General features: G+C 63.8%; 20 protein-coding genes. 7 read left to right on the top strand and 13 right to left on the bottom strand.

Annotation, left to right across the window (positions count from 1 at the left end):
• Positions 1-114 precede the first annotated feature (114 nt).
• Positions 115-2,565 (bottom strand): hypothetical protein, encoded by a 2,451-nt coding sequence (locus B2V90_RS16745; RefSeq protein WP_414711616.1) that lies wholly within the window; start codon positions 2,563-2,565, stop codon positions 115-117.
• A gap of 631 nt (positions 2,566-3,196) precedes the next feature.
• Between B2V90_RS16745 and B2V90_RS16750 the strand changes: the two genes are divergently transcribed.
• Positions 3,197-4,189 carry a helix-turn-helix domain-containing protein gene (locus tag B2V90_RS16750; RefSeq protein WP_228222661.1) on the top strand — a complete coding sequence of 331 codons (993 nt, stop codon included), beginning with the start codon at positions 3,197-3,199 and terminating at the stop codon, positions 4,187-4,189.
• Between the two features lie 50 nt (positions 4,190-4,239).
• On the opposite strand, the gene B2V90_RS16755 is transcribed toward B2V90_RS16750, so the two are convergent.
• Positions 4,240-4,998, bottom strand: a complete 759-nt coding sequence (locus B2V90_RS16755) for an enoyl-CoA hydratase-related protein (protein WP_228222660.1) — start codon at positions 4,996-4,998, stop codon at positions 4,240-4,242.
• 101 nt (positions 4,999-5,099) lie between these two features.
• Here B2V90_RS16755 and B2V90_RS16760 point away from each other — a divergent pair, with 101 nt between their 5' ends.
• The 3 genes from B2V90_RS16760 to B2V90_RS16770 all read left to right on the top strand — a co-directional run bounded on the left by B2V90_RS16760 (position 5,100) and on the right by B2V90_RS16770 (position 8,306).
• The gene (locus B2V90_RS16760; protein ID WP_228222673.1) at positions 5,100-6,092 is read left to right on the top strand and encodes a bile acid:sodium symporter family protein; all 993 of its coding nucleotides are present in this window, start codon (positions 5,100-5,102) and stop codon (positions 6,090-6,092) included.
• A 2-nt stretch (positions 6,093-6,094) separates the two neighbouring features.
• Positions 6,095-6,610, top strand: coding sequence for a phosphoribosyltransferase (locus tag B2V90_RS16765; protein ID WP_228222672.1), 516 nt, complete (start codon positions 6,095-6,097; stop codon positions 6,608-6,610).
• Positions 6,611-6,701: 91 nt separating this feature from the next.
• Positions 6,702-8,306, top strand: a complete 1,605-nt coding sequence (locus B2V90_RS16770; protein ID WP_228222659.1) for a phytoene desaturase family protein — start codon at positions 6,702-6,704, stop codon at positions 8,304-8,306.
• A 15-nt stretch (positions 8,307-8,321) separates the two neighbouring features.
• Here the strand turns inward: B2V90_RS16770 and B2V90_RS16775 are convergent, their stop codons facing one another.
• Genes B2V90_RS16775 through B2V90_RS16785 form a run of 3 tightly spaced genes read right to left on the bottom strand, consistent with a single transcriptional unit; the run spans position 8,322 to position 12,539 of the window.
• On the bottom strand, positions 8,322-9,851 hold the full coding sequence (locus B2V90_RS16775; RefSeq protein ID WP_009823401.1) for a DHA2 family efflux MFS transporter permease subunit: 1,530 nt from the start codon (positions 9,849-9,851) through the stop codon (positions 8,322-8,324).
• 14 nt (positions 9,852-9,865) lie between these two features.
• Positions 9,866-11,032, bottom strand: coding sequence for an EmrA/EmrK family multidrug efflux transporter periplasmic adaptor subunit (locus B2V90_RS16780; RefSeq protein ID WP_228222658.1), 1,167 nt, complete (start codon positions 11,030-11,032; stop codon positions 9,866-9,868).
• Complete coding sequence (locus tag B2V90_RS16785) at positions 11,025-12,539, bottom strand: efflux transporter outer membrane subunit (RefSeq protein WP_228222657.1); 1,515 nt, start codon at positions 12,537-12,539, stop codon at positions 11,025-11,027. The genes B2V90_RS16780 and B2V90_RS16785 overlap by 8 nt, the downstream gene beginning before the upstream one ends.
• 89 nt (positions 12,540-12,628) lie before the next feature.
• Here B2V90_RS16785 and B2V90_RS16790 point away from each other — a divergent pair, with 89 nt between their 5' ends.
• Positions 12,629-13,285, top strand: a complete 657-nt coding sequence (locus B2V90_RS16790; RefSeq protein ID WP_228222671.1) for a TetR/AcrR family transcriptional regulator — start codon at positions 12,629-12,631, stop codon at positions 13,283-13,285.
• On the opposite strand, the gene B2V90_RS16795 is transcribed toward B2V90_RS16790, so the two are convergent.
• The 4 genes from B2V90_RS16795 to B2V90_RS16810 form a co-directional block, all read right to left on the bottom strand.
• The gene (locus B2V90_RS16795; RefSeq protein WP_293922402.1) at positions 13,255-13,746 is read right to left on the bottom strand and encodes a winged helix-turn-helix domain-containing protein; all 492 of its coding nucleotides are present in this window, start codon (positions 13,744-13,746) and stop codon (positions 13,255-13,257) included. The genes B2V90_RS16790 and B2V90_RS16795 overlap by 31 nt on opposite strands.
• Before the next feature lie 153 nt (positions 13,747-13,899).
• A complete protein-coding gene (locus B2V90_RS16800) occupies positions 13,900-14,802 on the bottom strand; it encodes a transposase (RefSeq protein ID WP_228222655.1) in 903 nt (300 codons plus the stop codon).
• A complete protein-coding gene (locus B2V90_RS16805) occupies positions 14,790-15,602 on the bottom strand; it encodes a hypothetical protein (RefSeq protein ID WP_228222654.1) in 813 nt (270 codons plus the stop codon). The genes B2V90_RS16800 and B2V90_RS16805 overlap by 13 nt, the downstream gene beginning before the upstream one ends.
• Positions 15,599-15,739: a hypothetical protein gene (locus B2V90_RS16810; RefSeq protein ID WP_228222653.1), complete on the bottom strand. Its 141-nt coding sequence runs from the start codon at positions 15,737-15,739 to the stop codon at positions 15,599-15,601. Before B2V90_RS16810 ends, B2V90_RS16805 begins: the two co-directional genes overlap by 4 nt.
• A gap of 148 nt (positions 15,740-15,887) precedes the next feature.
• Here B2V90_RS16810 and B2V90_RS16815 point away from each other — a divergent pair, with 148 nt between their 5' ends.
• Complete coding sequence (locus B2V90_RS16815) at positions 15,888-16,499, top strand: response regulator transcription factor (protein ID WP_228222652.1); 612 nt, start codon at positions 15,888-15,890, stop codon at positions 16,497-16,499.
• Between the two features lie 2 nt (positions 16,500-16,501).
• On the opposite strand, the gene B2V90_RS16820 is transcribed toward B2V90_RS16815, so the two are convergent.
• Genes B2V90_RS16820 through argH form a run of 4 tightly spaced genes read right to left on the bottom strand, consistent with a single transcriptional unit; the run spans position 16,502 to position 20,169 of the window.
• A complete protein-coding gene (locus B2V90_RS16820; protein WP_228222651.1) occupies positions 16,502-17,263 on the bottom strand; it encodes a precorrin-2 dehydrogenase/sirohydrochlorin ferrochelatase family protein in 762 nt (253 codons plus the stop codon).
• Positions 17,263-18,528, bottom strand: a complete 1,266-nt coding sequence (lysA, locus tag B2V90_RS16825; protein ID WP_228222650.1) for a diaminopimelate decarboxylase — start codon at positions 18,526-18,528, stop codon at positions 17,263-17,265. Before lysA ends, B2V90_RS16820 begins: the two co-directional genes overlap by 1 nt.
• Positions 18,529-18,544: 16 nt before the next feature.
• Positions 18,545-18,805, bottom strand: a complete 261-nt coding sequence (locus B2V90_RS16830; RefSeq protein ID WP_228222649.1) for a hypothetical protein — start codon at positions 18,803-18,805, stop codon at positions 18,545-18,547.
• Positions 18,802-20,169 carry an argininosuccinate lyase gene (gene argH / locus B2V90_RS16835; RefSeq protein ID WP_228222670.1) on the bottom strand — a complete coding sequence of 456 codons (1,368 nt, stop codon included), beginning with the start codon at positions 20,167-20,169 and terminating at the stop codon, positions 18,802-18,804. Before argH ends, B2V90_RS16830 begins: the two co-directional genes overlap by 4 nt.
• A 19-nt stretch (positions 20,170-20,188) precedes the next feature.
• Here argH and B2V90_RS16840 point away from each other — a divergent pair, with 19 nt between their 5' ends.
• Entirely contained in the window at positions 20,189-20,806 is a 618-nt protein-coding gene (locus B2V90_RS16840; RefSeq protein ID WP_293922409.1) for a TlpA family protein disulfide reductase, read from the top strand.
• Positions 20,807-20,932 lie beyond the last annotated feature (126 nt).

Consider the following 20,932-nt stretch of genomic DNA (forward strand, 5'->3'; position numbering starts at 1 on the left):
GCCCACCACCCGAGTCGGTCAACAGGGAAAACATCATTATTTCAAAAAATCTTTCTGCGGTGGGAACCTTTCCAAGGCGTCGACCGCATCTTCACCGGTCATGATGCGCGGCGATCAGCCGGCGGGCAGCATGACGACATCGCCCGGAGCGTCGCGCAAGCGCAGATAGAGCTTTCCGGCCGTTGGCAGGGGCGCCTTCAGCACGGCCCCGGTATAGCCATGCGCGACGGTCGCGGCGTCGTTCAGCGTCGCGGTGGCGCCGACCGCCTCGATCAGAAACAGATCACGCCCGCTGATCGTGCAGCCCTCCGCCACCGTGGCGCATGTGACGGCATCGACGCGGGGAAGGCGTGCCAGCGTCACAAGCGGTTGCCAGTCGCTTGCTTCTCCATTGTGGAGAAGGCGCATCTGAAGCGGTCCGAACAACGCCGGCCCGAAAGCCGAAGGATCGAGCCGCGCCACTAGGACATGCGGCCCTTCCATCTGCAATGCCTTGCCAGCCGTCAGGCGCACCATATCGCCGCCATCGGTTGTGGCGACTTCAATCACGTCGGCGGGCGATAGGCGCACGTCCCCGTCAACCGCGACCGAAAAGCTCATGTATCCATCGTCCGGCAGCAACGTGTCAGGGAGCAGGATCAATGCCTTCCCTTCATCGCCGGGCGGGCGGGCCACGATCGTCTTGCCCAGAAGGCGGATCTGGGGGCGCGGCGTGGCGACCTTCACGCTCAGGTCGACCTTGCGGCCATCGCGCAACGACACCTCAGCGGTCATGGCGCGGCCTGGTTCCAGCGCCTGTCCCTCAATCGCCTTCAACATCAACCGGTCGGACTTGCCTTCGCGCGTCAATCCGTCGGGGCGCAGCAAAAGGTCACCGAGCGCAACGCTATCGACCTGGTCCAGCCGCTGACCGGCAAGCGTGGCGGTCCGATCACCGGCATGGATGGTCAAGCCGTCAAGGCGGCTGGGTTCGGCATAGCTGCGAAGGGAGAGAATCGAGGGCTCTGCAACGCCCAGATATTTGACCGTCAGTTCGAGCGGCCCTGCCCTGCGTTCGGTCAGGGGCAATGTGACCGCGATCGAGCCACTGTCCCTGACCTTCCAGCCGAGCGATTGAGCCTGCCCCCCGGGCGCGCGCAGGGTAACGCTTTCGACGCAAGCCGGCGCACCGCCGTTCAGGCGCACCGCATTGTCGCGCCCCACCACCAGCGAAGGCTTATCACCCTCGATCGACCATCCCTTTTCGTCGGGCAACTGAACGGTGAAGTCCGGCCCATCGAAGCGGTTGAAGCCCCATTTCCCGTGGAGATGTGCACGAACCGACCCCTGCAACGTCCGAAACTGTCCGCTATTGGCTGCAAGCACATAGCCACCACGATCGGCGCGTGGCGTCACGGGAACGTCGATCGTACCGCCCGACGCCGTCCTGAACGCCAGTTTCATGTCGCGGGCATAGGCCGTGGAATAGATCAACGGCGCCCCTTCCACCGGGAGTACGGCGTCTGGCCGCACCGCGCAGACCGGTCCTTGCGCGCCGCTGCGCAGTCGGGGCGGACTATCCGCCTCGATGGCCGGCATTGCGACGACCATAACCGATTTGGGCTTTTGAAAAGATGGCGCCGCGTTCAGCAGCAGGTGCATCGCGTCCCCTTGCCGCACGCTCAGGGTCGGAAGATAATCAAATTCAGGATTGCTGAACGCACCGAAAATGCGCGCGATATCGCGCGCCACGCCGATATAGGGGCTGTAATAGCCATAGCCCGCTTCCCGCGTGGCGCTCAGTTGCAGCGCCAGGTCAGTCGGCGCGCCGGTTAGCGTTTCGGCCATGGAACTGCTGTGGACATCGGTCAGCACCAGCGATTCGCGATTATCGAGCAAACAGGCCGCCTGCATCTCGATCACCTTCGACAGGCAATCCTCGTTCAATTTCATCGACAGGCTCCGCGCCAGGACGGGCGCCAGCGTGCGAAGATATTCCGGATGCGTATTTTCCTGCGCCTGTATCGCCGCCATGAAACTGTCCAGCCGTGACCGATCGAGCGACGCCTGATTGAGGTCCTGAGTCGCACGCACGAATTCACCTGGCTTGCCGCGCACGGCGTCGCTCAGCGTCCCTTCCGCCCCGCCGGTATCGGGCACCAGGAAAAGGACCATCTGTCGCGCGCCCTTGGGAACGGTCAGTTCCAGTTCGCGGTCCTTTGCCTTTTTCTTCCAGGTTTCGGCAAACTGGACCCAGTCCTTGGGCGGTGGATTGGTCGCACCACGCAAAAAGGCCGCAACGAGAATGAAGCGCGCGCCCTGATCCTGGGGCAGGTCCGCCCGGATCGCCAGCCTGTCTCCTTCGGACAGACTGGGCACTTGCCCGATCGGCAAAGTCTGGTCGCCGCGCGTCACCATGATGCGCAGAGCCGGCCCGGACAATTCGAACGGCGCGGGGTCGGCCGCCGCTAGCGGCATTGACGCCGCCATGGCCAACACAGCCGCGACCCAGCCAGCGATCATCATCCTGTTGAAGGGCAAGCCTGTCTTCCTGTCATTTCGCTCGGACCAAAGTCGCCGGCCCATTTCCCATATCGGCGCGAACAAGCCAAGACAGGGCATAACGCAAAGGTCGTGGACCAGTTCATCACGAATAGGACTTTAAGGCAGCTATTTTGCCCTTCCCTGAACGACGGCCGCGGCATCGGAGATATATGCGAACATTGCGGGGCTTTGATCCTGGCATCGCGTCCGGCGCTTGTCCCTGGCGCGATGGCCCAGGACAAGCGCCGCTCCTGATAACGGGCGATGGGGGTCGCAGCCATCGCCTGGCCGTCGTCAGAAGGCTGTGAAGCCGTCTCCGCTACAATGCGAAAAGACGGCGGGCGGGATGCGACGAAGGAATGGTTGCCTTGATCTTGCGGGGATGCCCGGCTGCCATTCCTGGCCACGCGTTTTTCCCAGCGCCGATCATAGCCTATATCCTCCAGCGCCCCTCGCCGGCCAATCTCAGTGGCCCGGCCATCATCCGGCAGAAGACATATTGTCAACGCCAGGCCCAGCCGTTGAAACGATGTGCAGCAAAATTGAGACAAATTGCCTCGATCACGCTAAACCCCCACAAAGAATGGTTAATCGCCAGGGAGGAATGGGGTTGTCGCCGATGGACAAACCGGAAACTTTGTCTGTACCCTCTTTCGGGATTTCCACTGATGCGATGACAGGACCCGAGGCGCTGGCGGCTTTCCGCCAATCAGTGCAGGATGTGTTCACGCTGACTTGCCTGGGCGATGAGCGGCAATATCGCCTCAACCTTTCTGCGTGGCATCTTGGCACCATCATGGTCGGACGGTTCCAGTGCTCCGCATTGGCCTTTGATCGAGACGCTGCTCTGGTCGCAACCAGCGGCCTCGATCACCTTCTGGTCCAACTCTATGTGGAGGGTGGTTTCGCTGGCGTTGCAGCCGACCATTCGGTCGTTGTGACGGCCGGTGACGTCGTCATCTTCGATCTGGCTCAAGGACTGAAAACACGGGCGACGGATTTCACGAACATCTCGGTGCTGATACCCCGCCCTTTCCTCGCGCACCATTGTGACGACGCGTCCCGGCTGCACGGACATGTGCTGCCTGCAAATGGGGCGATCGCGGCGATGCTCGGCAGCTATATGCGTGCGCTTGTCGACCGGTTGCCCACGCTGACCCCGGGGGATGCCCAGGTCGCGGCCCGATCGACCGTCGCGCTGGTAACAACGATGCTGGCCGATCAGGGCGGCGGTGGGTTTGCGCCTACGGCCCCCGCGCCCCTATCCCCGTTCCGCAAAGTGGCGCAGGAGATAGACCGGCGGCTTAGAGAGCCATCGCTTGACGCCGCGTCGCTCGCACAAAGCCTGGGCATGTCACGCGCAACCCTGTATCGAACCTTCCAGCCGGTCGGCGGGATCGCGGACTATGTCCGCCGTCGTCGTCTGGCGGTGGCGGCGATCATCCTGTCGAGCCCCGCCAATCAACGGCGCAAGATTGGTGAGATCGCCCGCGATTGCGGCTTTGCGAGCGAATCCGTGTTCAGTCGCGCCTTCAGAAGCGCCTTCGGCATCGCCCCCGGGCAAGCGCGTCAGTGCGGCGCGGATTTCTGGTCGCAACCGCACCTGCTGGCCCAGGACAATGGCAGTCTCGACTTCGCACGCTGGATGCGGATGCTCCATCCCTGATCCAGCAACGACAGCAGACCCGACACTCGCAGTCCCCGCGCGCAAGTGGTTCAATCCCGGCGAAACACCGGCGGGCGCTTTTCGAAGAAGGCGGTGAAGGCTTCTACAGCTTCGGGCGAAGCCATAGCCTGCCGGAACAATGCGGCCTCCTGCTGCATCCTGCTGGCCAACAGCGCAGGATCGCCCTTCATCAGCCTGCGCGTCGCTGTGAGAGCCTGGGGAGGTTTGGCTACCAGCGCTGCGGCCTTGGTTCGGGCATGGTCGATCAGCGCCTCGCTGGGTATGATAGCCGTGATCAGACCCGCGCGGTCGGCAGCCTCGGCATCGAGCGGTTCGCCCAGCAGCAGCATTGCCGCTGCCTTGGCATGCCCCAGGATTGCGGGCGCGAGCAGGCTGGAGCCCGCTTCGGGGACCAGGCCCAGATTGACGAAAGGCAAAATGAAACGCGCGTCAGGCGCGGCGTAGATCAGGTCGCAATGCAAGAGCATGGTGGTGCCGACGCCGACCGCCAAACCCTGCACCGCCGCCACCAACGGCTTGTCGAAAGCGGCGATCGCCTGAATGAAATCAAAGGCTGCCGCCCCTCCTTCCGGACCGGCCCTGAAATCCGCCAGGTCATTTCCCGCGCAAAAGGCATCCCCCCGTCCCGTGATCAGCACCGCGCCAACCGCTTCGCGCGCCGACGCATCCGCCAGCGCGGCTATCATGGCGTGATACATGGCGCCTGTCAGAGCGTTTTTCTTGTCCGGGCGATCGAGATGGATCTCCACCACGCCCTCATTTTCGATGATCGCTACATTCTCGCTCACGCCCGGCCTCTCCCTTGTTGCGCTGCAAAGGGAAATTGTTGGCGCAGTCTGACGGGCGCGTCTATCCCCTGCGTTTCGATCAAATGGTGCCAGATGTGATGATGAACCGATTGCGCCAGGCGCTCGACCCGTTTCTGCTGATGCTGATTGCGACCGTCGCCCTAGCGTCCGTGCTGCCGGCGCGCGGCCAGGGCGCGCGCATTGCCGAGGGCATGGCGGATGCGGGCATCGTGCTGCTTTTTTTCCTCCACGGCGCGAAATTGTCGCGCGCCGCCATCTGGCAGGGCGCCCGAGCCTGGAAACTCCATGGCGCGACATTGGCGATGACCTTCCTTCTCTTTCCCATATTGGGATGGCTGATCAGCCGATTCGGCCCACTGCCGGAAAGCTTGGGCACCGGATTGCTGTTCCTGACCTTGCTGCCATCGACGGTTCAGTCCTCCATCGCCTTCACCGCGATCGCTCGCGGCAATGTCGCCGCCGCCGTGGTCAGCGCCTCCTTCTCCAATCTGTTGGGCATAGTGGTGACACCGCTGCTGGTCGCGCTGTTGATACAGCGGGGCGGAGGCGGAAGCCTCATTTCCCTCTCCGCCGTGGAGGGGATCGTGCTGCAATTGCTGCTGCCCTTCGTCCTTGGCCATATGCTGCGCCCCTGGATCGGCAGCTTCATCGATCGGCACCGGGCGAAGATCGGCCGCGTGGATAGGGGATCGATCCTGCTGGTGGTCTATGCCGCTTTTTCCGCCGCTGTCGTGGAAGGATTGTGGCGGGTCGTGTCGCAGGATGAGATGCTGACGCTGGTCGCCGTTTCGGCCGGTCTGCTGATCATCATATTGCTGACCAGCTGGGGTCTGGGGCGGCTGATGGGATTGTCCCGCGAGGATGCGATCGTGCTGCAATTTTGCGGGTCCAAGAAGAGCCTGGCGTCGGGCGTGCCCATCGCCGGCGTGTTGTTTCCGGCGGCGATGGCGGGGCCGATCCTGCTACCGGTCATGGTCTTTCACCAGATACAGCTGATGGCCTGCGCCTGGCTCGCGCGACGCTATGGCGCGCACGCTGCCATCGAGGGAGACGCGGCGATGGTGAGAGGATGACAATGCGGAAGCCGGTCCTGACCGACATAGAGATGGCGCGCTTTCTGGCGCAGATCGATCTCTTGGCCGACGCCGTGATCGCGTCTGGCTGGCGACCCGACTGGATCGTGGGCATCGGCCGCGGCGGGCTGGCGCCGGCAACCTGGCTCAGCCATGCTTTGGGACGACCGATGCTATCGGTCGATCTTTCCGCGCAGGTCCCGGCCTTTGCCGAAACGCTGCTGGGCGAATTGCGATTGCGGGTGAAGGCCGGCGAACGGCTGCTGGTGGTGGACGACATCAATGACAGCGGGCGCACGATCCAGCGCCTGCGCAGCGCGCTCGGCGAAGCCGACGCGGCGCTGCTGCGCGTGGCGGTGTTGATCGATAACAGCCGATCGGCGGCGCGGGTGGACTATCGCGCGGAAACGATCGACCGGGCAGTAACCAAGGACTGGTTCGTATTTCCCTGGGAAAAGGCAGCAAGTCGGGCCAGCATCCTTGCAGATTGGGGCGAGCAGCCGGATCGTACCGCCTGATCACGCCGACGGCGAACGCGACAGCTTCATCGACTTTGCACATGCAGTTGTTATACGATTGTAAAGTGAGCAGCGTGATGGAGTGAGGGGCATGGGCAAGCGCTATGATGCCGTGATCATCGGGGGCGGACATAATGGCTTGGTCTGCGCCTTTTATCTGGCACGCGCAGGCTACAGGGTCCGGATCCTCGAACGCCGCGCGATAGTCGGCGGCGCGGCCGTCACCGAAGAATTTCATCCCGGCTTCCGCAATTCGACGGCGAGTTACACGGTAAGCCTTCTCCACCCCAGGATCATTCGCGATATGCGGCTGATCGACCAGGGCTACAAAGTCATCGAGCGGCCGGTGAGCAATTTCCTGCCCTTGCCGGACGACCAATATCTCATTCTGGGCGGCGGCATCGCGCGGACGCAAGCCGAATTCGCCAAATTCAGTCCGCGCGACGCCGACGCCCTGCCTGCTTATTATGCGTCGCTGGAAACGGTGGCGAATGTCATCCGCGACCTGGTGCTGACATGCCCGCCCAATGTCGGCGACGGCATGACAATGATGCTCGATGCGCTAAGGCAGGGTCGACATGTCGCAGCGCTCACCATCGAACAGCAGCGCGATGTGCTGGACCTGTTCACCAAATCAGCGCGCGGCTTCCTGGATAGCTGGTTTGAGTCCGACCCGGTCAAGGCCGCCTTCGGCTTTGACGCGGTGGTCGGCAACTATGCGTCGCCCGACACCCCCGGCAGCGCCTATGTCCTGCTGCACCATGTTTTCGGTGAAGTGAACGGGAAGAAAGGCGCCTGGGGGCATGTCGTCGGCGGCATGGGATCCATCACTCAGGCGATGGCGCGGGTTGTCCAGGCGATGGGGGTCGAGGTCAGTCTGGAAGCGCCCGTCGCGCGCGTGCTGGTCGATGGCGACAAGGCTGTAGGCGTGCGTCTGGAGGGCGGCGAGGAGGTCATGGCCAAAAGGGTCATCGCCAATGTCGGGCCAAGGCTGCTCTATGAGCGGATGATGGAACCCGACGACCTTCCAGCGGACTTCGTCAAGCGTATCAAAGGTTTCCGAACCGGGTCGGGCACGTTTCGCATGAATGTTGCCCTGTCCGCCCTGCCCGATTTCCGCTGCCGGCCGGGGGAAGGGGCGCATCATCAGTCCGGCATCATCATCGCCCCCAGCCTGGATTATATGGATCGCGCCTTCATGGACTCAAAGCGTGACGGCTGGTCGCGCGCGCCCATTGTCGAAATGCTGATCCCCTCCACCGTAGATGACAGCCTGGCACCGGCCGGATGCCATGTCGCCAGCCTGTTCTGTCAGCAATTCGCGCCGCATCTGCCCGACGGACGGAGTTGGGACGATGCCCGGGAAGAGGCGGCCGACACCATCATCGCGACGGTCGATGCCCAGGCGCCGGGCTTTGCCCGCAGCGTTATCGCTCGTCAGATCCACTCGCCGCTCGACCTTGAGCGCACATTCGGGCTGATCGACGGCGACATCATGCATGGCGCCTTGACGCTGGATCAGATGTGGGCGGCGCGGCCGGTGCTAGGCCATGGCGCCTACCGCGGGCCACTGCGCGGCCTGTATATGTGCGGCGCCGGAGCGCATCCCGGCGGCGGCGTTACCGGCGCGCCGGGCCACAATGCGGCGCGCGCGGTGTTGCGGGACGGCGCGATCCTTGGACGGTGGCGCGGCTGACGCCCCGCTCCATTATCAATGCGCGGCGGACGTGTCGACCTTGCCGACAGGCTTGGGCGCCATCCACACAATCGCGGCGGCGACGAAGAGGATGATCGCGGAGATGAAGAAGACATGGTCGATGGCGATCACCGTCGCCTCCTGCTCGACGATATTGGCTATCACCTGCCGGATCTGGTCGGGCGACAGGCCCAATGACGAGAGGAGCGACTGGGTCTGGTCAGGCTGAAGCACGCGCGTCATTTCGGCGCGCGACACGCGCTGGGAATCACCCCATTCGGTCAGCACCAGAGATGTCGCGATCGCTGTCGCCATCGTACGTACGAAATTCTGGAGGCCGGCGGCCGAGGCGGTTTCGCTGGGCAGCACCGATCCCAGACTGAGCGTCGTTAGCGGAATGAAGAAGAAGGGCAAGGCGAAGCCCTGAATGAACTGCGGCAGGGCCATGCCATAAAAATCGATGCCGCTGGTCCAATGGGCACGCCACAACGACATGATCCCGATCCAGGCGACGGCGCAGGAAATCAGCAGGCGCGGGTCCGTCTTGGCCATCATCCGCGCGGCGATCGGCGCGGTGAACAACGCCGCCATGGCGGTGAGCGCGGTCACGATACCCGCCCAGGTCGCGGTATAGCCCATCGACATCTGAAGCCATTGCGGAATGACGACGATGCTGGCGAAATAGGACCCGAAGCACAGCGACAGGGTGAAAAGCGCAGAGCTGAAGCCAACATGGCGGAACACGCGCAGGTCCACGACCGGATGCTCCTCAGTCAGCTCCCAGATGACGAAGACGCAGAAGCCGAGCGCAGCCATGATCGCCAGCGCGATGATCGTGGGATCCGCGAACCAGTCATGATCGCGGCCGATGTCCAGCATGATCTGAAGACAGCCGATCCAGAAGACGAGCAATGCCAGTCCGACCTTGTCAATGCGCACCCGGGCCGTTTCGGTTTCTACGGGCCGCAGCAAAGCCTGAGCGGCAAAGACACACAGCACGGCGATCGGGAGGTTGATGAAGAAAATCCAGTGCCAGCTCCAATTGTCGCTGATATACCCCCCGACGATCGGCCCCAGCGCCGGCCCCATCAATGTCGTCATCGCCCACATGCCCATCGCGCGATTGCGCGTTTCGGGCGGAAAGATGCGCATCAGCAGCGTCTGCGACATCGGCATGATCGGACCGCCGCAAATACCCTGGCCGATCCGGCACGCGACAAGCATGCCAAGCGTCGTCGACAGGCCGCACAGAACGGAAAAAAGACCGAAGCCGGCCATCGCAAGGGTGAAGACCCGCACCACCCCGAAACGTTGCGCGAGCCAGCCGGTCAACGGTACGCAGATCGCCTCCGCCACGGCGTAGGAGGTGATAATCCACGTTCCCTGATCGGGAGAAATGCCAAGATTGCCGGCAATGTGCGGGACCGACACATTGGCGATGGTCAGATCGAGCACGACCATCAAATTGCTCAATGCCAGAACCAGTCCCGCCAGCGTCCGGGTGCGCGGCGAAAGCCGCGAGAAGATATCGTCTTCGCTCGCCATGCCGCGCGCTCCCTTCAGTCGGCCAAGTCGATCTCGACTTCCATCGAGAGGCCGACGCGCAGCGGGTGCGCAGCCAGTTCCTTGGGATCAAGCGCGATCCTCAACGGCAGGCGCTGCACCACCTTGATCCAGTTGCCGGTCGCGTTCTGCGCAGGGATCAGCGCCATGGAAGAGCCGGTGCCACCGGAAAAACCCACAATCTTGCCATGATAGACGACGTCACCACCATAAAGGTCGGACGTCACCTTGGCGGGCATGCCGATACGGACGCCGCGCAACTGCTTTTCCTTGAAATTGGCATCGACATAGACCTGCGAAATCGGGACGATGGACATGATCGGGCTGCCCTGCGCAACGCGCTGGCCGACCTGCACCTGCCGCTTGGTGACGACACCATCGATCGGCGCGCGAATGGTCGTGCGTTCCAGATCGAGCTTAGCGGATTCGAGCCGCGCCTTCGCGGCCAGGACCGCCGGGTCGGTGTCTTCGGTAGACCCGCGCACCAGCGCCTGGTTGGCTTCCAGTTGGCCAGTCGCCGCACCGCGCGTCGCCTCGGCCGTCTTGACGCCCGCTTGCGCCAGCCTGAGCGCCGCCTGCGCACTGACATAAGCGGTCTGCGCGGCAGTCACTTCGTCGCCCGACACTGCGCCATCGGCAACCAGCGCTTCGCGGCGCTGCAAGTCGACGCGCGCCTTTTCAAGATCGGCCTGCGCGGTGGCAAGCTGGGCACGCGCCTGAACGATATCGGCGCTGCGGGCCTGAACCTGCGCGGCAAGCGAATCGCTGGTCGCATCGGTCTGGCGGAAACGACGGCGCGCTTCAGCCAAGTCGGCTTCTGCCTGCGCGACGGCGATCTTGGCGTTGGTCGGATCAAGCTTGACGAGAATATCGCCCTTCTTGACCGACTGCGTGTCGCTGACCAGCACGTCGATCGCCTGCGCGCCGATCAGCGGCGTCACCTGCGCCATTTCCGCATTCACATAGGCATTGTCGGTGCTGACATGATTGCGGCCAAACAAAAGATACCAGGCGCCCCACAGCAGGGCGACCACCAGCACCAACAGGCCCAGCCGGATCAGCCATTTGCGCCGGGCGCTGTTGCGCTGGTCCTGCTGCGCGTCCTGTTCGGAGGCCTGCGGCTCGCTCGTCCGCGCGATATTTTCAGGTTCGGCGTCAGCCATGGATGTCGTCCTTGGGCAAAGCAGCGCTGGCGGTAAATCCGCCGCCCAGCGCTCGGATGAGAGCGATGTCGAGCGAGAAGGCGCTCGCATCCAGATCAGAGACGGTGCGTTGGGCAGCGAGCAGCTGATCCTCGACATTCAACACGTCGAGATAGGGCGAAAGCCCCCCCTTGTAGCGTTTCTGCGCTACGTCATAGGCGTCGCGCGAGGCGGCCAGCGCCGCGCGGGCGTCCGCCAGACGCTGTTCGAGCGCACGACGGCTGGTGACGGCGTCTGCAACCTCCTGATAGGCGGTTAACACCGTCTTATCATAGGTCGCCACCGCCTGATCATAGACGGCGCGGGCGCTCCGATACTGCCCGCGCAGCGCGCCGCCATGGAACAGCGGCAGGCTGATCGCAGGTCCGGCATTGCCGAAGATCGAATCCTTTTTGAACAAGGTGTCCAGGAAAGGCGACGCGCCGCCTTGTGCGCCGTTGCCGGTAAAGACAGTGTTATAGCCAAGCGACTGCACGCCGATCAGCGCACCCAGCCGGACGGCGGGGAAGAAATCGGCGCGCGCGACCTTAATTCGCTTGGCCGCAGCTTCCGTGCGGGCCAGCGCAGCGGCGATATCGGGCCTGCGCGCGACTAGATTGGTCGTAACATCGGCCGGCAGACCGAGCGGCGAGAGTTGACCTTTGGCGGGCCGCGTAATCGACAGACCGCGATCCGGCCCGGCGCCGATCAGGGCCGCAATCTGATGCTGGCGCAGGGCGATCGCCACCTTGGCGCCGGCAAGCTGCGCCTTGGCGGCCGAGACGGTCGCGTCGGCCTGGCGCACGCTGCCGCGCGTTTCGAGGCCATTCACGCGCCGTTCCGCAGCGAGTTTCTGGCTGGCCATCCGGATGTCGAGCGTGCGCTGCTGCACCTCTGCCTCGTCATAGAGCCGCGCGAGATCGGCATAGGCGTTGGCGATCCCGGTGGTGAGCGCGAGCTGCGCCTGTCGCGCGTCAATTTCAGCGGCCCGCGCTTCGGACGTCGCAGCCGCCAGCGCCGCCTTGTTCTTGCCCCACAGGTCAAGGTCCAGCCCCAAGTCCAACGCCACGCGACCTGTGCCCAACCATCCCTGCGGCACGAATTCCTTTGGCAGGCCCATATTGTAGCTCTGCTTCGTGGTATTGGCGCTGGCTTCCAGATCGGCCGACGGCAGCGTCGCGGCCCCCGCCTGTTGCGCCACTGCCTGTGCCTGACGGAATCGAGCGGCGGCGATCGCCATATCCGGCGCGTTCTTCAGGCCTTCTTCGATGATTGCCGTCAGTTGCGGATCGCCATAGGCCACCCACCAATCATCGGCCGGCCAGACGGCTTCAGGCGCGGTCAGGCTTTGCCGGGCATCGACGCTCTGGGCCGAGCGAATTGCGGGTTCCTGCCCGAGGTCGGGTATCGCCGCGCAGCCCGACAGCAGCAGTGCTGCGGCAGAACCCATAATGAGGCGAGTGGATAACATCATGCGACTCATCGCCATTACAAACCGTACCAGATAGTATGAAAATTGCCCTTGCGCTCCTTGCAGTGGCTTGTCAACAAGGTTATCGTACTATATGGTACGCTTTTATGACGGTGCTGAACGAGCCTTCATCCTGCAGCCGACGGGAGGCACGGAAACGCGACCGACAGGAGATGATCCTGGAGGTCGCGCAACGCTATTTCCTCGATCATGGCTATGCCGGCACCACCATGTCGAGGATCGCTGCCGCGCTCGGCGGATCGAAAGGCACGCTCTGGAGTCATTTCCCGTCAAAGGACGCTCTGTTTGCTGCCGTGCTTGATCGTGTGGCCCGGGCCTACCGCGCGCGCCTCTCCCAAATTCTCGACCCCGACGCCGGGCTGGAGGAAGTCTTGCTGGGCGCCTGCATCAGCCTTGTGGGGAAGGTGACGTCCCCCGAAGCCATTGCGTTGCAACGCCTTGTCATTTCCGAAGGCGGGCGGTTTCCCGAACTCAGTCGCATCTTCTTTGAACTGGCGCCGCGTAATACCCGGGCGCTGCTGGCCGAATTTCTGGAAGGAGCCATGCGACGCGGCGCGCTGCGGGCGGCGGATCCACTCGAGGCCGCCCGCGCGCTCACGGCGCTGTGCATGGCCGGACTCCATCATCAGCTTTTGATGGGCCAGATCAGTCACGTCGAACCAGAGAATATCGAACGGGATGCCGCATTCGCGGTGGATCTGTTCCTGCGCGCTTACGCGCCCGCGCCGGGATCGAGCATGTAGCCGCGCCCCTTGACCGTGCGCAGCATCGACCATTGATGGCCCCGGTCCAGCTTGGCGCGCAGGCGTGACATATGTACCTCCACGCTGTTGGTTCCCGGGTCAAAGTCCAGTCGCCAGATCGACCGAAGCAGGTCTTCACGACTATGCGGCTGCCCCGCATGACGCGCAAGGTGCAGCAACAGGGCATATTCGCGGGCAAGCAGCGGTATCGCGCGCCCGCTCCTCTCCACCCGGCGCTCCAACAGGTCAATCACCAGGTCTCCCCGAACCAGCCTTGGGTTCTGCCCCTGCGCCAAACGAATAATCCTTGCGGCAGCTTCCGCTTCGTGCATCCAAGGGCCGACCACGTCCTGCGCGCCACTGTCCAAGGCATGCGCGCGGGCAAGCGGATCATCCGTTCGCTGCCAAAGGATCATCGCGTCACCCGCGCGGACATGGGGTTCGCCCGGCGCGTGCCGCATCGCCAAATCCATGCCCCGCGCGCTCAATGCGCGGGCGACCGGTCCGAAATCGGTTCCCACACCATGACATTCCACGCGCCCGCCCACATTCGCCCTGTCGTCTAGTGTCCGGCCCCATCCGACAGCCCCGGCGGACCAAAAACAAACCGTTTCCTATCCATTTCGGAGTGTTCCAAGACATGCATAGGCCTGCGCGCGCACCAGCGGACTATCGCTGGCAGCGCCGGCTTCCAGGTACTCCCGGCGGGCGTCCCCTTGCAAAGCGTCGCCCAAGGCGCTCCACGCGGTCAGGCGCATCGCGTCGTGCGGATGACGGCGGGCAAACGCCGCCGCCAGATCCATGGCGTTTTCGTCGCCGCATCCGATCGCCAGTTCGAGCAGCAATTGCGCACTGGCCACGGTCATGGATTGCGCGATCACGCCGCGCGCCGTGTCAAAACGATATTGGCGCCGCCATCCCTGACCTGGCGGGCTGGCCAGAATGTTGAGCGATATCGACATGCGCTCTGGCGGAAGCTGGGTATGGATATCGCGGTGGGCGCGGTAGAGCTGCATTCGCCCTTCACGAAGCCAGCTACGCCCGACGCTGCGCAGCCTGACGGCTTCACCTTCAAAACCCACGACCTCGGCCCGGTCATAGTCGTGATAGTCCGATCCATAGCCCGGCCCCAGATAGCCGACGGTGAGAAAATCGAAGCCGTGGTCATGCGGCACATGATAGAGAAAGGGCGCTGTGCCGCTGGCGCGCACGACATGATCGGACATTGCCGGCCAGAACGCCGCCCGCAGCACATATTTGCCCGTTGGCGGCCGCAGTAGCATGACCTGCGCGGAATAGGGGTTATGGCGACGCTGGGTCGCGCATCTGGTCTTGAGTTCGGCGATAGCGGCGTCAGCCAGAAAATGGCGGTTGCGCGCCAGGGCTGCGAGCATCGGCGCCGCGGCTGCCAGTCCATCCTCGCAGGATGGGTCGAAGGCCGGGCTTTCGCACCAGTCGATCAATGCGTCGAGATCGAGGATCGCGCCGTCGTCCTGCGTTTCGATCACGCGCGGCATGCAACCTGTTCCAGCCTTGCCAGCGTCTGCCGTGCCAGCGCCTGCACATTTAGATCGGGGTCGACCTGCGCCATGCGCGTCAGAGGATCAAGCGCCTGCGCCGTGTCGAGTGCAAGATATTCCCGCATCGCCGCCCATCGCTGCCCCGGCAGCGGCGCGGCGAGCGCGGCGGCGAACAGTGGCGCAGCATCGTGCCGCTGCTGTATCCGCAGGAGCGAGAGCAGCATCAGCGTTCGCGCATGGCCTTCGTCCACTTGCGCCAATGTGCTCGTCCTTCCGCTGCCCAGATCGACACCGCGCGACAGAACGGGGCCAAGCGGCGCGACCTGCGCGCGCAACATCATGAGCAGCCCGCCGCCGTGCGCAAGGCGCAACGCCTGATGCCGTTCGTCCACATCCACCATGGTGCCGGGCTGACAATCGATCGACCGGGCACGTACAGCGCGGTCTCCCTCAAGCCTAAATATCTCGCCGTACAGCGGCCGATTGAGCGGACGGCACAGCGCATGGCGACCGGAAAAATGCAGCCGGTCAGCAGGCGGTCCGGCAAGATCGAGGATGGTGGCGGTAAGCCAGATGCGTTCCGTCCGCACGAACACCAGATGACGCACCCCTCCATTCCGGCTGGCGCGGACGGGCGGGAGGTACAGGGGGTCAAGGCGCATCTGTCCGGTCTGCTCCGTCAGCCACGCGCTGAACCACGCAATATCAAGCAGAAATGGCCGGATCAGCGCCACCGCTTCGCCAAGCGGCGCAGTGGCCGCCGCCTGCGCCGCTGCGGTGAGCGGCGCCGGCGTCATGGCTGGTCGATAATCGCGATCACGACATCCATCAGGCTGATGTCCAGTGCGCCGCCATCTGACAAGCCCAACGGGCTGATGAGGTCAGACAGATCGGGAATATCCTCGATCGCCAGCGGGGGGACGATATTGGTCATGCTAGCCTCCTCTTCAGATAAGCCAAGAAGGGGCTAGGGCCAGCGGCCAGGGCAAGCCAATTAAATGAAATTAATAATGGACCGATCCATTAAGCTTTTTTTTGTCCGTTTCCCGTTAAACTCGGGGCCAACGCCAGGAGCCCAAGGCATGTCCTATATATATCGCGGCGCGAAGGTTTCGCCTGACGAAGAACAGCCCCAGCCTGTCAGCCCGCGTCGCCTGCGCCTCTTACTGGTCGATGAAAATCCCACGGCGCGCGCGGTCATCGGACGCCGCCTGTCGCATCGTCATTATGACGTCACGGTCGTCGAGGACGGGTTTGCGGCGCAGAAGACGCTGATCATTCAGCCGTCGGACATCATCCTTATCGACATGGATTTGCAGTTACTGCCAGCGATCGGGACGATGGAAAAAATCCGCGCGGCGCATCCGGCCGGACATGCCTGCATCGTGATGATCGGCGGCGCATCCGACACCCCCAAGATGATCGCGGCGCTGGATGCGGGGGCTGACGATCACATCGTCAAACCCTTTGATTTCGAAATGCTCGACGCACGGCTGCGGCGCGTTCATGCGCGGGCCGAGCGCGTCAACTTGCTGTCGCGGCAATATGCCGAGCTGGACGCCCGCATCGCCCGGCGGGCAATGGAATTGGGTGAAACGCGCGAGACGTTGCGGCAATTGGAGCTGGATCGTGCGCGTCTGATGGCGTCAGTGGACCATTTGCAGGCGGAAGTCGCACGCCTTAGCGCGCGCTGAAATCAGTTCCGCAAGACAAGCAAGAGCGACAGACCCGGTTCCAGTGCCTCTGGCGGGCGCGTGACAAGGATATGAACGGCATCGGCCCGCGCGCGATGGAGGATCGTGTCTGGAACATCGGCATGGTGATAGATACGGTCCGCCTCACCCAACAGCCGCGCGGCGCGTAACGTCAGATCCTCTGGATCGTTCGAAGATAGGTGAACCACTTCCAGCCGAGACGTTTGCGCCACATCCGGTCCACAAAGCCAGCCGGCCAGCCCGGCCGCGGCCCGCTCGCTCAATGGGTCGATTGCCCCGCCCGGGGACAGCCCCGCGTCGATTGCGCGCCGCCGTTCGCCTGCATCCGGCCAGCGCGCGCGGATTGCGGGGCGCGCATCGAACAGGGCCTGCGCCAGCGCCCCTATCCTTGCGGGCAGCAATGCCTCCAGCCGTTGGCGCAAGGCCTTGGCCAGACCCGCCGATGCGCCGCCCGTGCCGATGGCGATCAGCACCGGATCACGATCGACAATCGCGGGTAGCGTGAAATCGCACAGGTCCGGATTGTCGGTCGCGTTAACCAGAATGCCGCGTACGCGCAGCCGCTCGGCCGTCGCTTCATCACCATCCGAAACAATGGCGATGCGCGCGCCCTGATCGTTTTCATCCACGATCCGCGCGCCGGCGCGCTCGAGCAGCCGCCGCTTCGCCTCCGCCGCCTCGCCATCACCTGTCAGGATGACCGGGCGCCCCGCCAGCCGAAGGAAGACCGGCAGGCTGTGCATCAGTCCGCCAACCAGTCGGGAATGATATCGCCGTCGATCAGCGCGCGGAGCGGCGGCCGTTCGCGCACCACTGCCCATTTGTCGCCCGACACCAGGACTTCGGGCGTCAGTGGTCGGCTGTTATAGGTGCCCGCCATGGTCGCGCCATAGGCCCCGGCGGTCATGAAGGCGACCAATTCCCCCGCCTGCACCACATCCATGTCGCGATGCATGGCAAAGGTGTCGCCCGTTTCGCACACCGGTCCGACGACATTGGCGGTCGCGCGGTCGCCCGATGGCTTCACCGCCCGAATGTCATGCCAGGCATCATAAAGGCTGGGCCGCATCAGGTCGTTCATCGCCGCGTCAACGATGACGAAAGGCGCCTGCGCGCCCTGCTTCACCCGAATGACGCGCGACAGCAGCACGCCCGCATTACCTACGATCACGCGGCCAGGCTCGAACATCAGCCGGACGGGCCAGCTCTGCGTCACCCGGCACACCATCGCGCCATAGTCGGCCGGACTGGGCGGCAGCGGCTGGGCGGGATCATAGGGAACGCCAAGGCCACCGCCCAAGTCCGCCGTGCGGATGTCATGGCCGGCCGCGCGCAGCACTTCGATCAGCGCGCCGACTTTCACGAACGCCGCCTCCAGCGGCGCGAGATCGGTCAGCTGGCTGCCGATATGAACCGCGACACCCTGAACATCGAGGCCAGGCAGATCGCGGGCGGCAGCGTAGCTGTCCAAGGCGCGATCATAGGGAATGCCGAACTTGTTTTCCGACTTGCCGGTCGAAATCTTGGCATGGGTGCCTGCGTCCACATCCGGATTAATGCGAAAGGCGACCGGCGCGCGCTTGCCCATCGCGGCCGCGACCTGCGATAGCATCTCGGCTTCCGGTTCGCTTTCCAGGTTGAACTGGTAAATGCCATGGTCCAGCGCGATCCGCATTTCCTCGGCCGTCTTGCCGACGCCCGAAAAGACGATGCGGCTGGCCGGTATGCCCGCTGCCACTGCGCGCAGCAATTCGCCGGCCGATACGACGTCAGCGCCCAGCCCCAGTCTGGCGAGAGTCGCCAGCACTGCGGCATTGGGGTTCGCCTTGACGGCGAACGCGATCAGCGGATCACTGAGCTGCGCCAGGCCTTCGCGGAACACCCCGGCATGCCGTTCCAGCGTCGCGGTCGAATAGACATAGACCGGGGTGCCGACCGCCTGCGCAATGGCCTCCATCGGCACCTGCTCCACTTGCATGGCGCCGTCGACATAAGAGAAATGATCCAAGCTCTTGTCCTATGGTCTAGTTGGGCCGCGCTTCGGGCGGCAGGTCGAATTCATCGTCAGTGCGCTCACGTGACTGGGTCAGCAGTTCGACATTGCGCTCCGGGCGCGCCTGAATCGACGGCGTCAGCAATTGCGTGCTGGTAGGTGCGGTCGCCGCACCGACGGGCACCGCAGGCAGCTTCTGCCCCTCGACGGGTTTCAGAGGCTGGCGGCCGCCGCAGCCGGCAAGCGTCAGGGCAGTGAGGCCAAGCCCAGCGAGGATGCGCAGTGTCTTCATCCCAGTTCCTCCTTCGCCTGCGCGATGCGGGCGCGCACTTGTTCGGGTGCTGTGCCGCCATGGCTTTTGCGGCTGGCGACCGACGCATCGACCGTCAGCACTGCATAGACGCGATCGTCAAGGCGATCGTCGATCGCCTTCAACATGTCGAGCGGCAACTGGTCGAGCGGGACGCCCGCCTCTTCGGCCGCCGCCACGGCGCGGCCGGTGATGTGATGCGCCTCGCGGAAGGGGATGCCACCTTCCCGCACCAGCCAGTCGGCGAGGTCCGTCGCGGTGGCAAAACCGCTTTCGGCGAGGCCGCGCATCCGGTCAGTGCGGAAGGTCACGGTTTCCACCATGCCGGTCATCGCAGCAATCGACAGAGCCAGCAGGTCATGCGCCTCGAACACGGGGGGCTTATCGTCCTGCATATCCTTGGAATAAGCGAGCGGCAGACCCTTCATCGTCATGCAAAGCGCGGTCATGCAGCCCATGATGCGTCCCGCATGGCCGCGCACCAGCTCGGCCGCATCAGGATTGCGCTTTTGCGGCATGATCGAACTGCCGGTCGAATAGGCGTCGGGCAGCTTGACGAAGCCAAAGGGCTGGCTCGCCCAGATGATGAACTCTTCAGCCAGGCGAGAAAGGTGGAGTGACGCCTGAGTTGCGGCCATCAGATAATCGAGCGCGAAATCACGGTCGGACACGCTGTCCAGGCTGTTGTCGGTTGGCTTGGCAAAGCCGAGAGCCGCCGCTGTCATGTGCCGATCCGTCGGGAACCCGGTGCCGGCGAGCGCTGCCGCGCCCAATGGGCATTCGTTGAGCCGCGCGCGCGCGTCGGCAAAGCGACTACGATCGCGGCGCACCATTTCATAATAGGCCATGAGATGGTGGCCCAGCGTCACCGGCTGCGCCGATTGCAAATGGGTAAAGCCCGGCATCACGGCGTCGGCATGATCCTGCGCCCGCGCCACCAACGCGCGCTGGAGGCCAATAAGGCCAGCCTCCACCTCATCAATGGCGTCGCGCACCCAGAGGCGAAAGTCGGTCGCTACCTGGTCATTGCGGCTGCGCGCCGTGTGCAACCGACCGGCCACCGGGCCGATCAGCTCCGCCAGGCGCGACTCCGTCACCATATGGATGTCTTCCAGATCAAGGTTCACCGGAACCCCGCTCGCTTCATATTCAGCGGCGATGGTGTCCAGCCCGGCGCTGATCGCGTCTGCATCGGCCTGGCTGACGATCCCCTGACGCGCCAGCATCGCCACATGCGCCTTGGACCCGGCGATATCCTGTTTCCACAAGCGCTTGTCGAACGGGATGGAGGCATTTATCTCGCGCATGATCGAAGCGGGGCCGGCAGCGAAGCGGCCGCCCCACATGCTGTTGGAGCCTGAACCCATGCTGTCGTCGTCCCGCGCGCTAATGATATTGCTCCTGCCTGCGTTGCTGGCGGCATGCGATAGGCAATCGCCGCCCAAGGAGCAAGCCAATGCCGCCATCAGCGGCGAAGTCACGCCGACGGCCGGCGAAGCCACCGCAGAACCGAAGGGCGAGGCGGCGTTCAATTACAAGATCGACCGCAGCAAGGCAGGCACCGCCGCGCCCGACTTCGTGTTTCAGGCGCCCGATGGCAGTGACATGACGTTGCAGGATTTTGCGGGCAAGCCGATGCTGGTCAATCTTTGGGCGACATGGTGCGCTCCCTGCATAGCGGAAATGCCGACGCTCGACCGTGTTGCAGCTGCTCACGGCCCCAAGGGGCTGGCCGTACTGACCATTTCGCAGGATGTGCAAGGCGCGAAGGCCGCCGGCGCGTTTTTTGACAAACATGATCTGCCGCATCTCAAAGCCTATACCGATCCGGATAACCGCTTCGGCTTTTCCTACGCAACCGGTGTGTTGCCCACGACCGTCCTCTACGACGCGCAGGGCAAGGAAATGCTGCGCGTGATCGGCGCGATGGACTGGGAAGGCGCGGAAGCCAGGTCGCTGATCGACGCGGCGCTGGCCTCCTGATTTCAAGGACGTAAGTTCGTATAACGGTTCTGCGATAAAAACCCTCCATGTCAGTGGATGCAAAGTTGCCCTGAAGAGTAATTTTCCGGGGCCATGATCAGCCTGCCTACGCAAAGCCAATAGGTT

Source organism: Sphingobium sp. UBA5915 (assembly GCF_002431195.1).
GTDB classification, from domain to species: domain Bacteria; phylum Pseudomonadota; class Alphaproteobacteria; order Sphingomonadales; family Sphingomonadaceae; genus Sphingobium; species Sphingobium soli.

Coding starts and splice junctions, on each gene's coding strand:
- B2V90_RS16745 (WP_414711616.1), bottom strand. CDS start 2,565: ATGGGCCGGCGACTTTGGTCCGAGCGAAATGACAGGAAGACAGGCTTG.
- B2V90_RS16750 (WP_228222661.1), top strand. CDS start 3,197: ATGACAGGACCCGAGGCGCTGGCGGCTTTCCGCCAATCAGTGCAGGAT.
- B2V90_RS16760 (WP_228222673.1), top strand. CDS start 5,100: ATGAACCGATTGCGCCAGGCGCTCGACCCGTTTCTGCTGATGCTGATT.
- B2V90_RS16765 (WP_228222672.1), top strand. CDS start 6,095: ATGCGGAAGCCGGTCCTGACCGACATAGAGATGGCGCGCTTTCTGGCG.
- B2V90_RS16770 (WP_228222659.1), top strand. CDS start 6,702: ATGGGCAAGCGCTATGATGCCGTGATCATCGGGGGCGGACATAATGGC.
- B2V90_RS16775 (WP_009823401.1), bottom strand. CDS start 9,851: ATGGCGAGCGAAGACGATATCTTCTCGCGGCTTTCGCCGCGCACCCGG.
- B2V90_RS16780 (WP_228222658.1), bottom strand. CDS start 11,032: ATGGCTGACGCCGAACCTGAAAATATCGCGCGGACGAGCGAGCCGCAG.
- B2V90_RS16785 (WP_228222657.1), bottom strand. CDS start 12,539: ATGGCGATGAGTCGCATGATGTTATCCACTCGCCTCATTATGGGTTCT.
- B2V90_RS16790 (WP_228222671.1), top strand. CDS start 12,629: ATGACGGTGCTGAACGAGCCTTCATCCTGCAGCCGACGGGAGGCACGG.
- B2V90_RS16795 (WP_293922402.1), bottom strand. CDS start 13,746: ATGCGGCACGCGCCGGGCGAACCCCATGTCCGCGCGGGTGACGCGATG.
- B2V90_RS16800 (WP_228222655.1), bottom strand. CDS start 14,802: ATGCCGCGCGTGATCGAAACGCAGGACGACGGCGCGATCCTCGATCTC.
- B2V90_RS16805 (WP_228222654.1), bottom strand. CDS start 15,602: ATGACGCCGGCGCCGCTCACCGCAGCGGCGCAGGCGGCGGCCACTGCG.
- B2V90_RS16810 (WP_228222653.1), bottom strand. CDS start 15,739: ATGACCAATATCGTCCCCCCGCTGGCGATCGAGGATATTCCCGATCTG.
- B2V90_RS16815 (WP_228222652.1), top strand. CDS start 15,888: ATGTCCTATATATATCGCGGCGCGAAGGTTTCGCCTGACGAAGAACAG.
- B2V90_RS16820 (WP_228222651.1), bottom strand. CDS start 17,263: ATGCACAGCCTGCCGGTCTTCCTTCGGCTGGCGGGGCGCCCGGTCATC.
- B2V90_RS16830 (WP_228222649.1), bottom strand. CDS start 18,805: ATGAAGACACTGCGCATCCTCGCTGGGCTTGGCCTCACTGCCCTGACG.
- argH (WP_228222670.1), bottom strand. CDS start 20,169: ATGTGGGGCGGCCGCTTCGCTGCCGGCCCCGCTTCGATCATGCGCGAG.
- B2V90_RS16840 (WP_293922409.1), top strand. CDS start 20,189: ATGCTGTCGTCGTCCCGCGCGCTAATGATATTGCTCCTGCCTGCGTTG.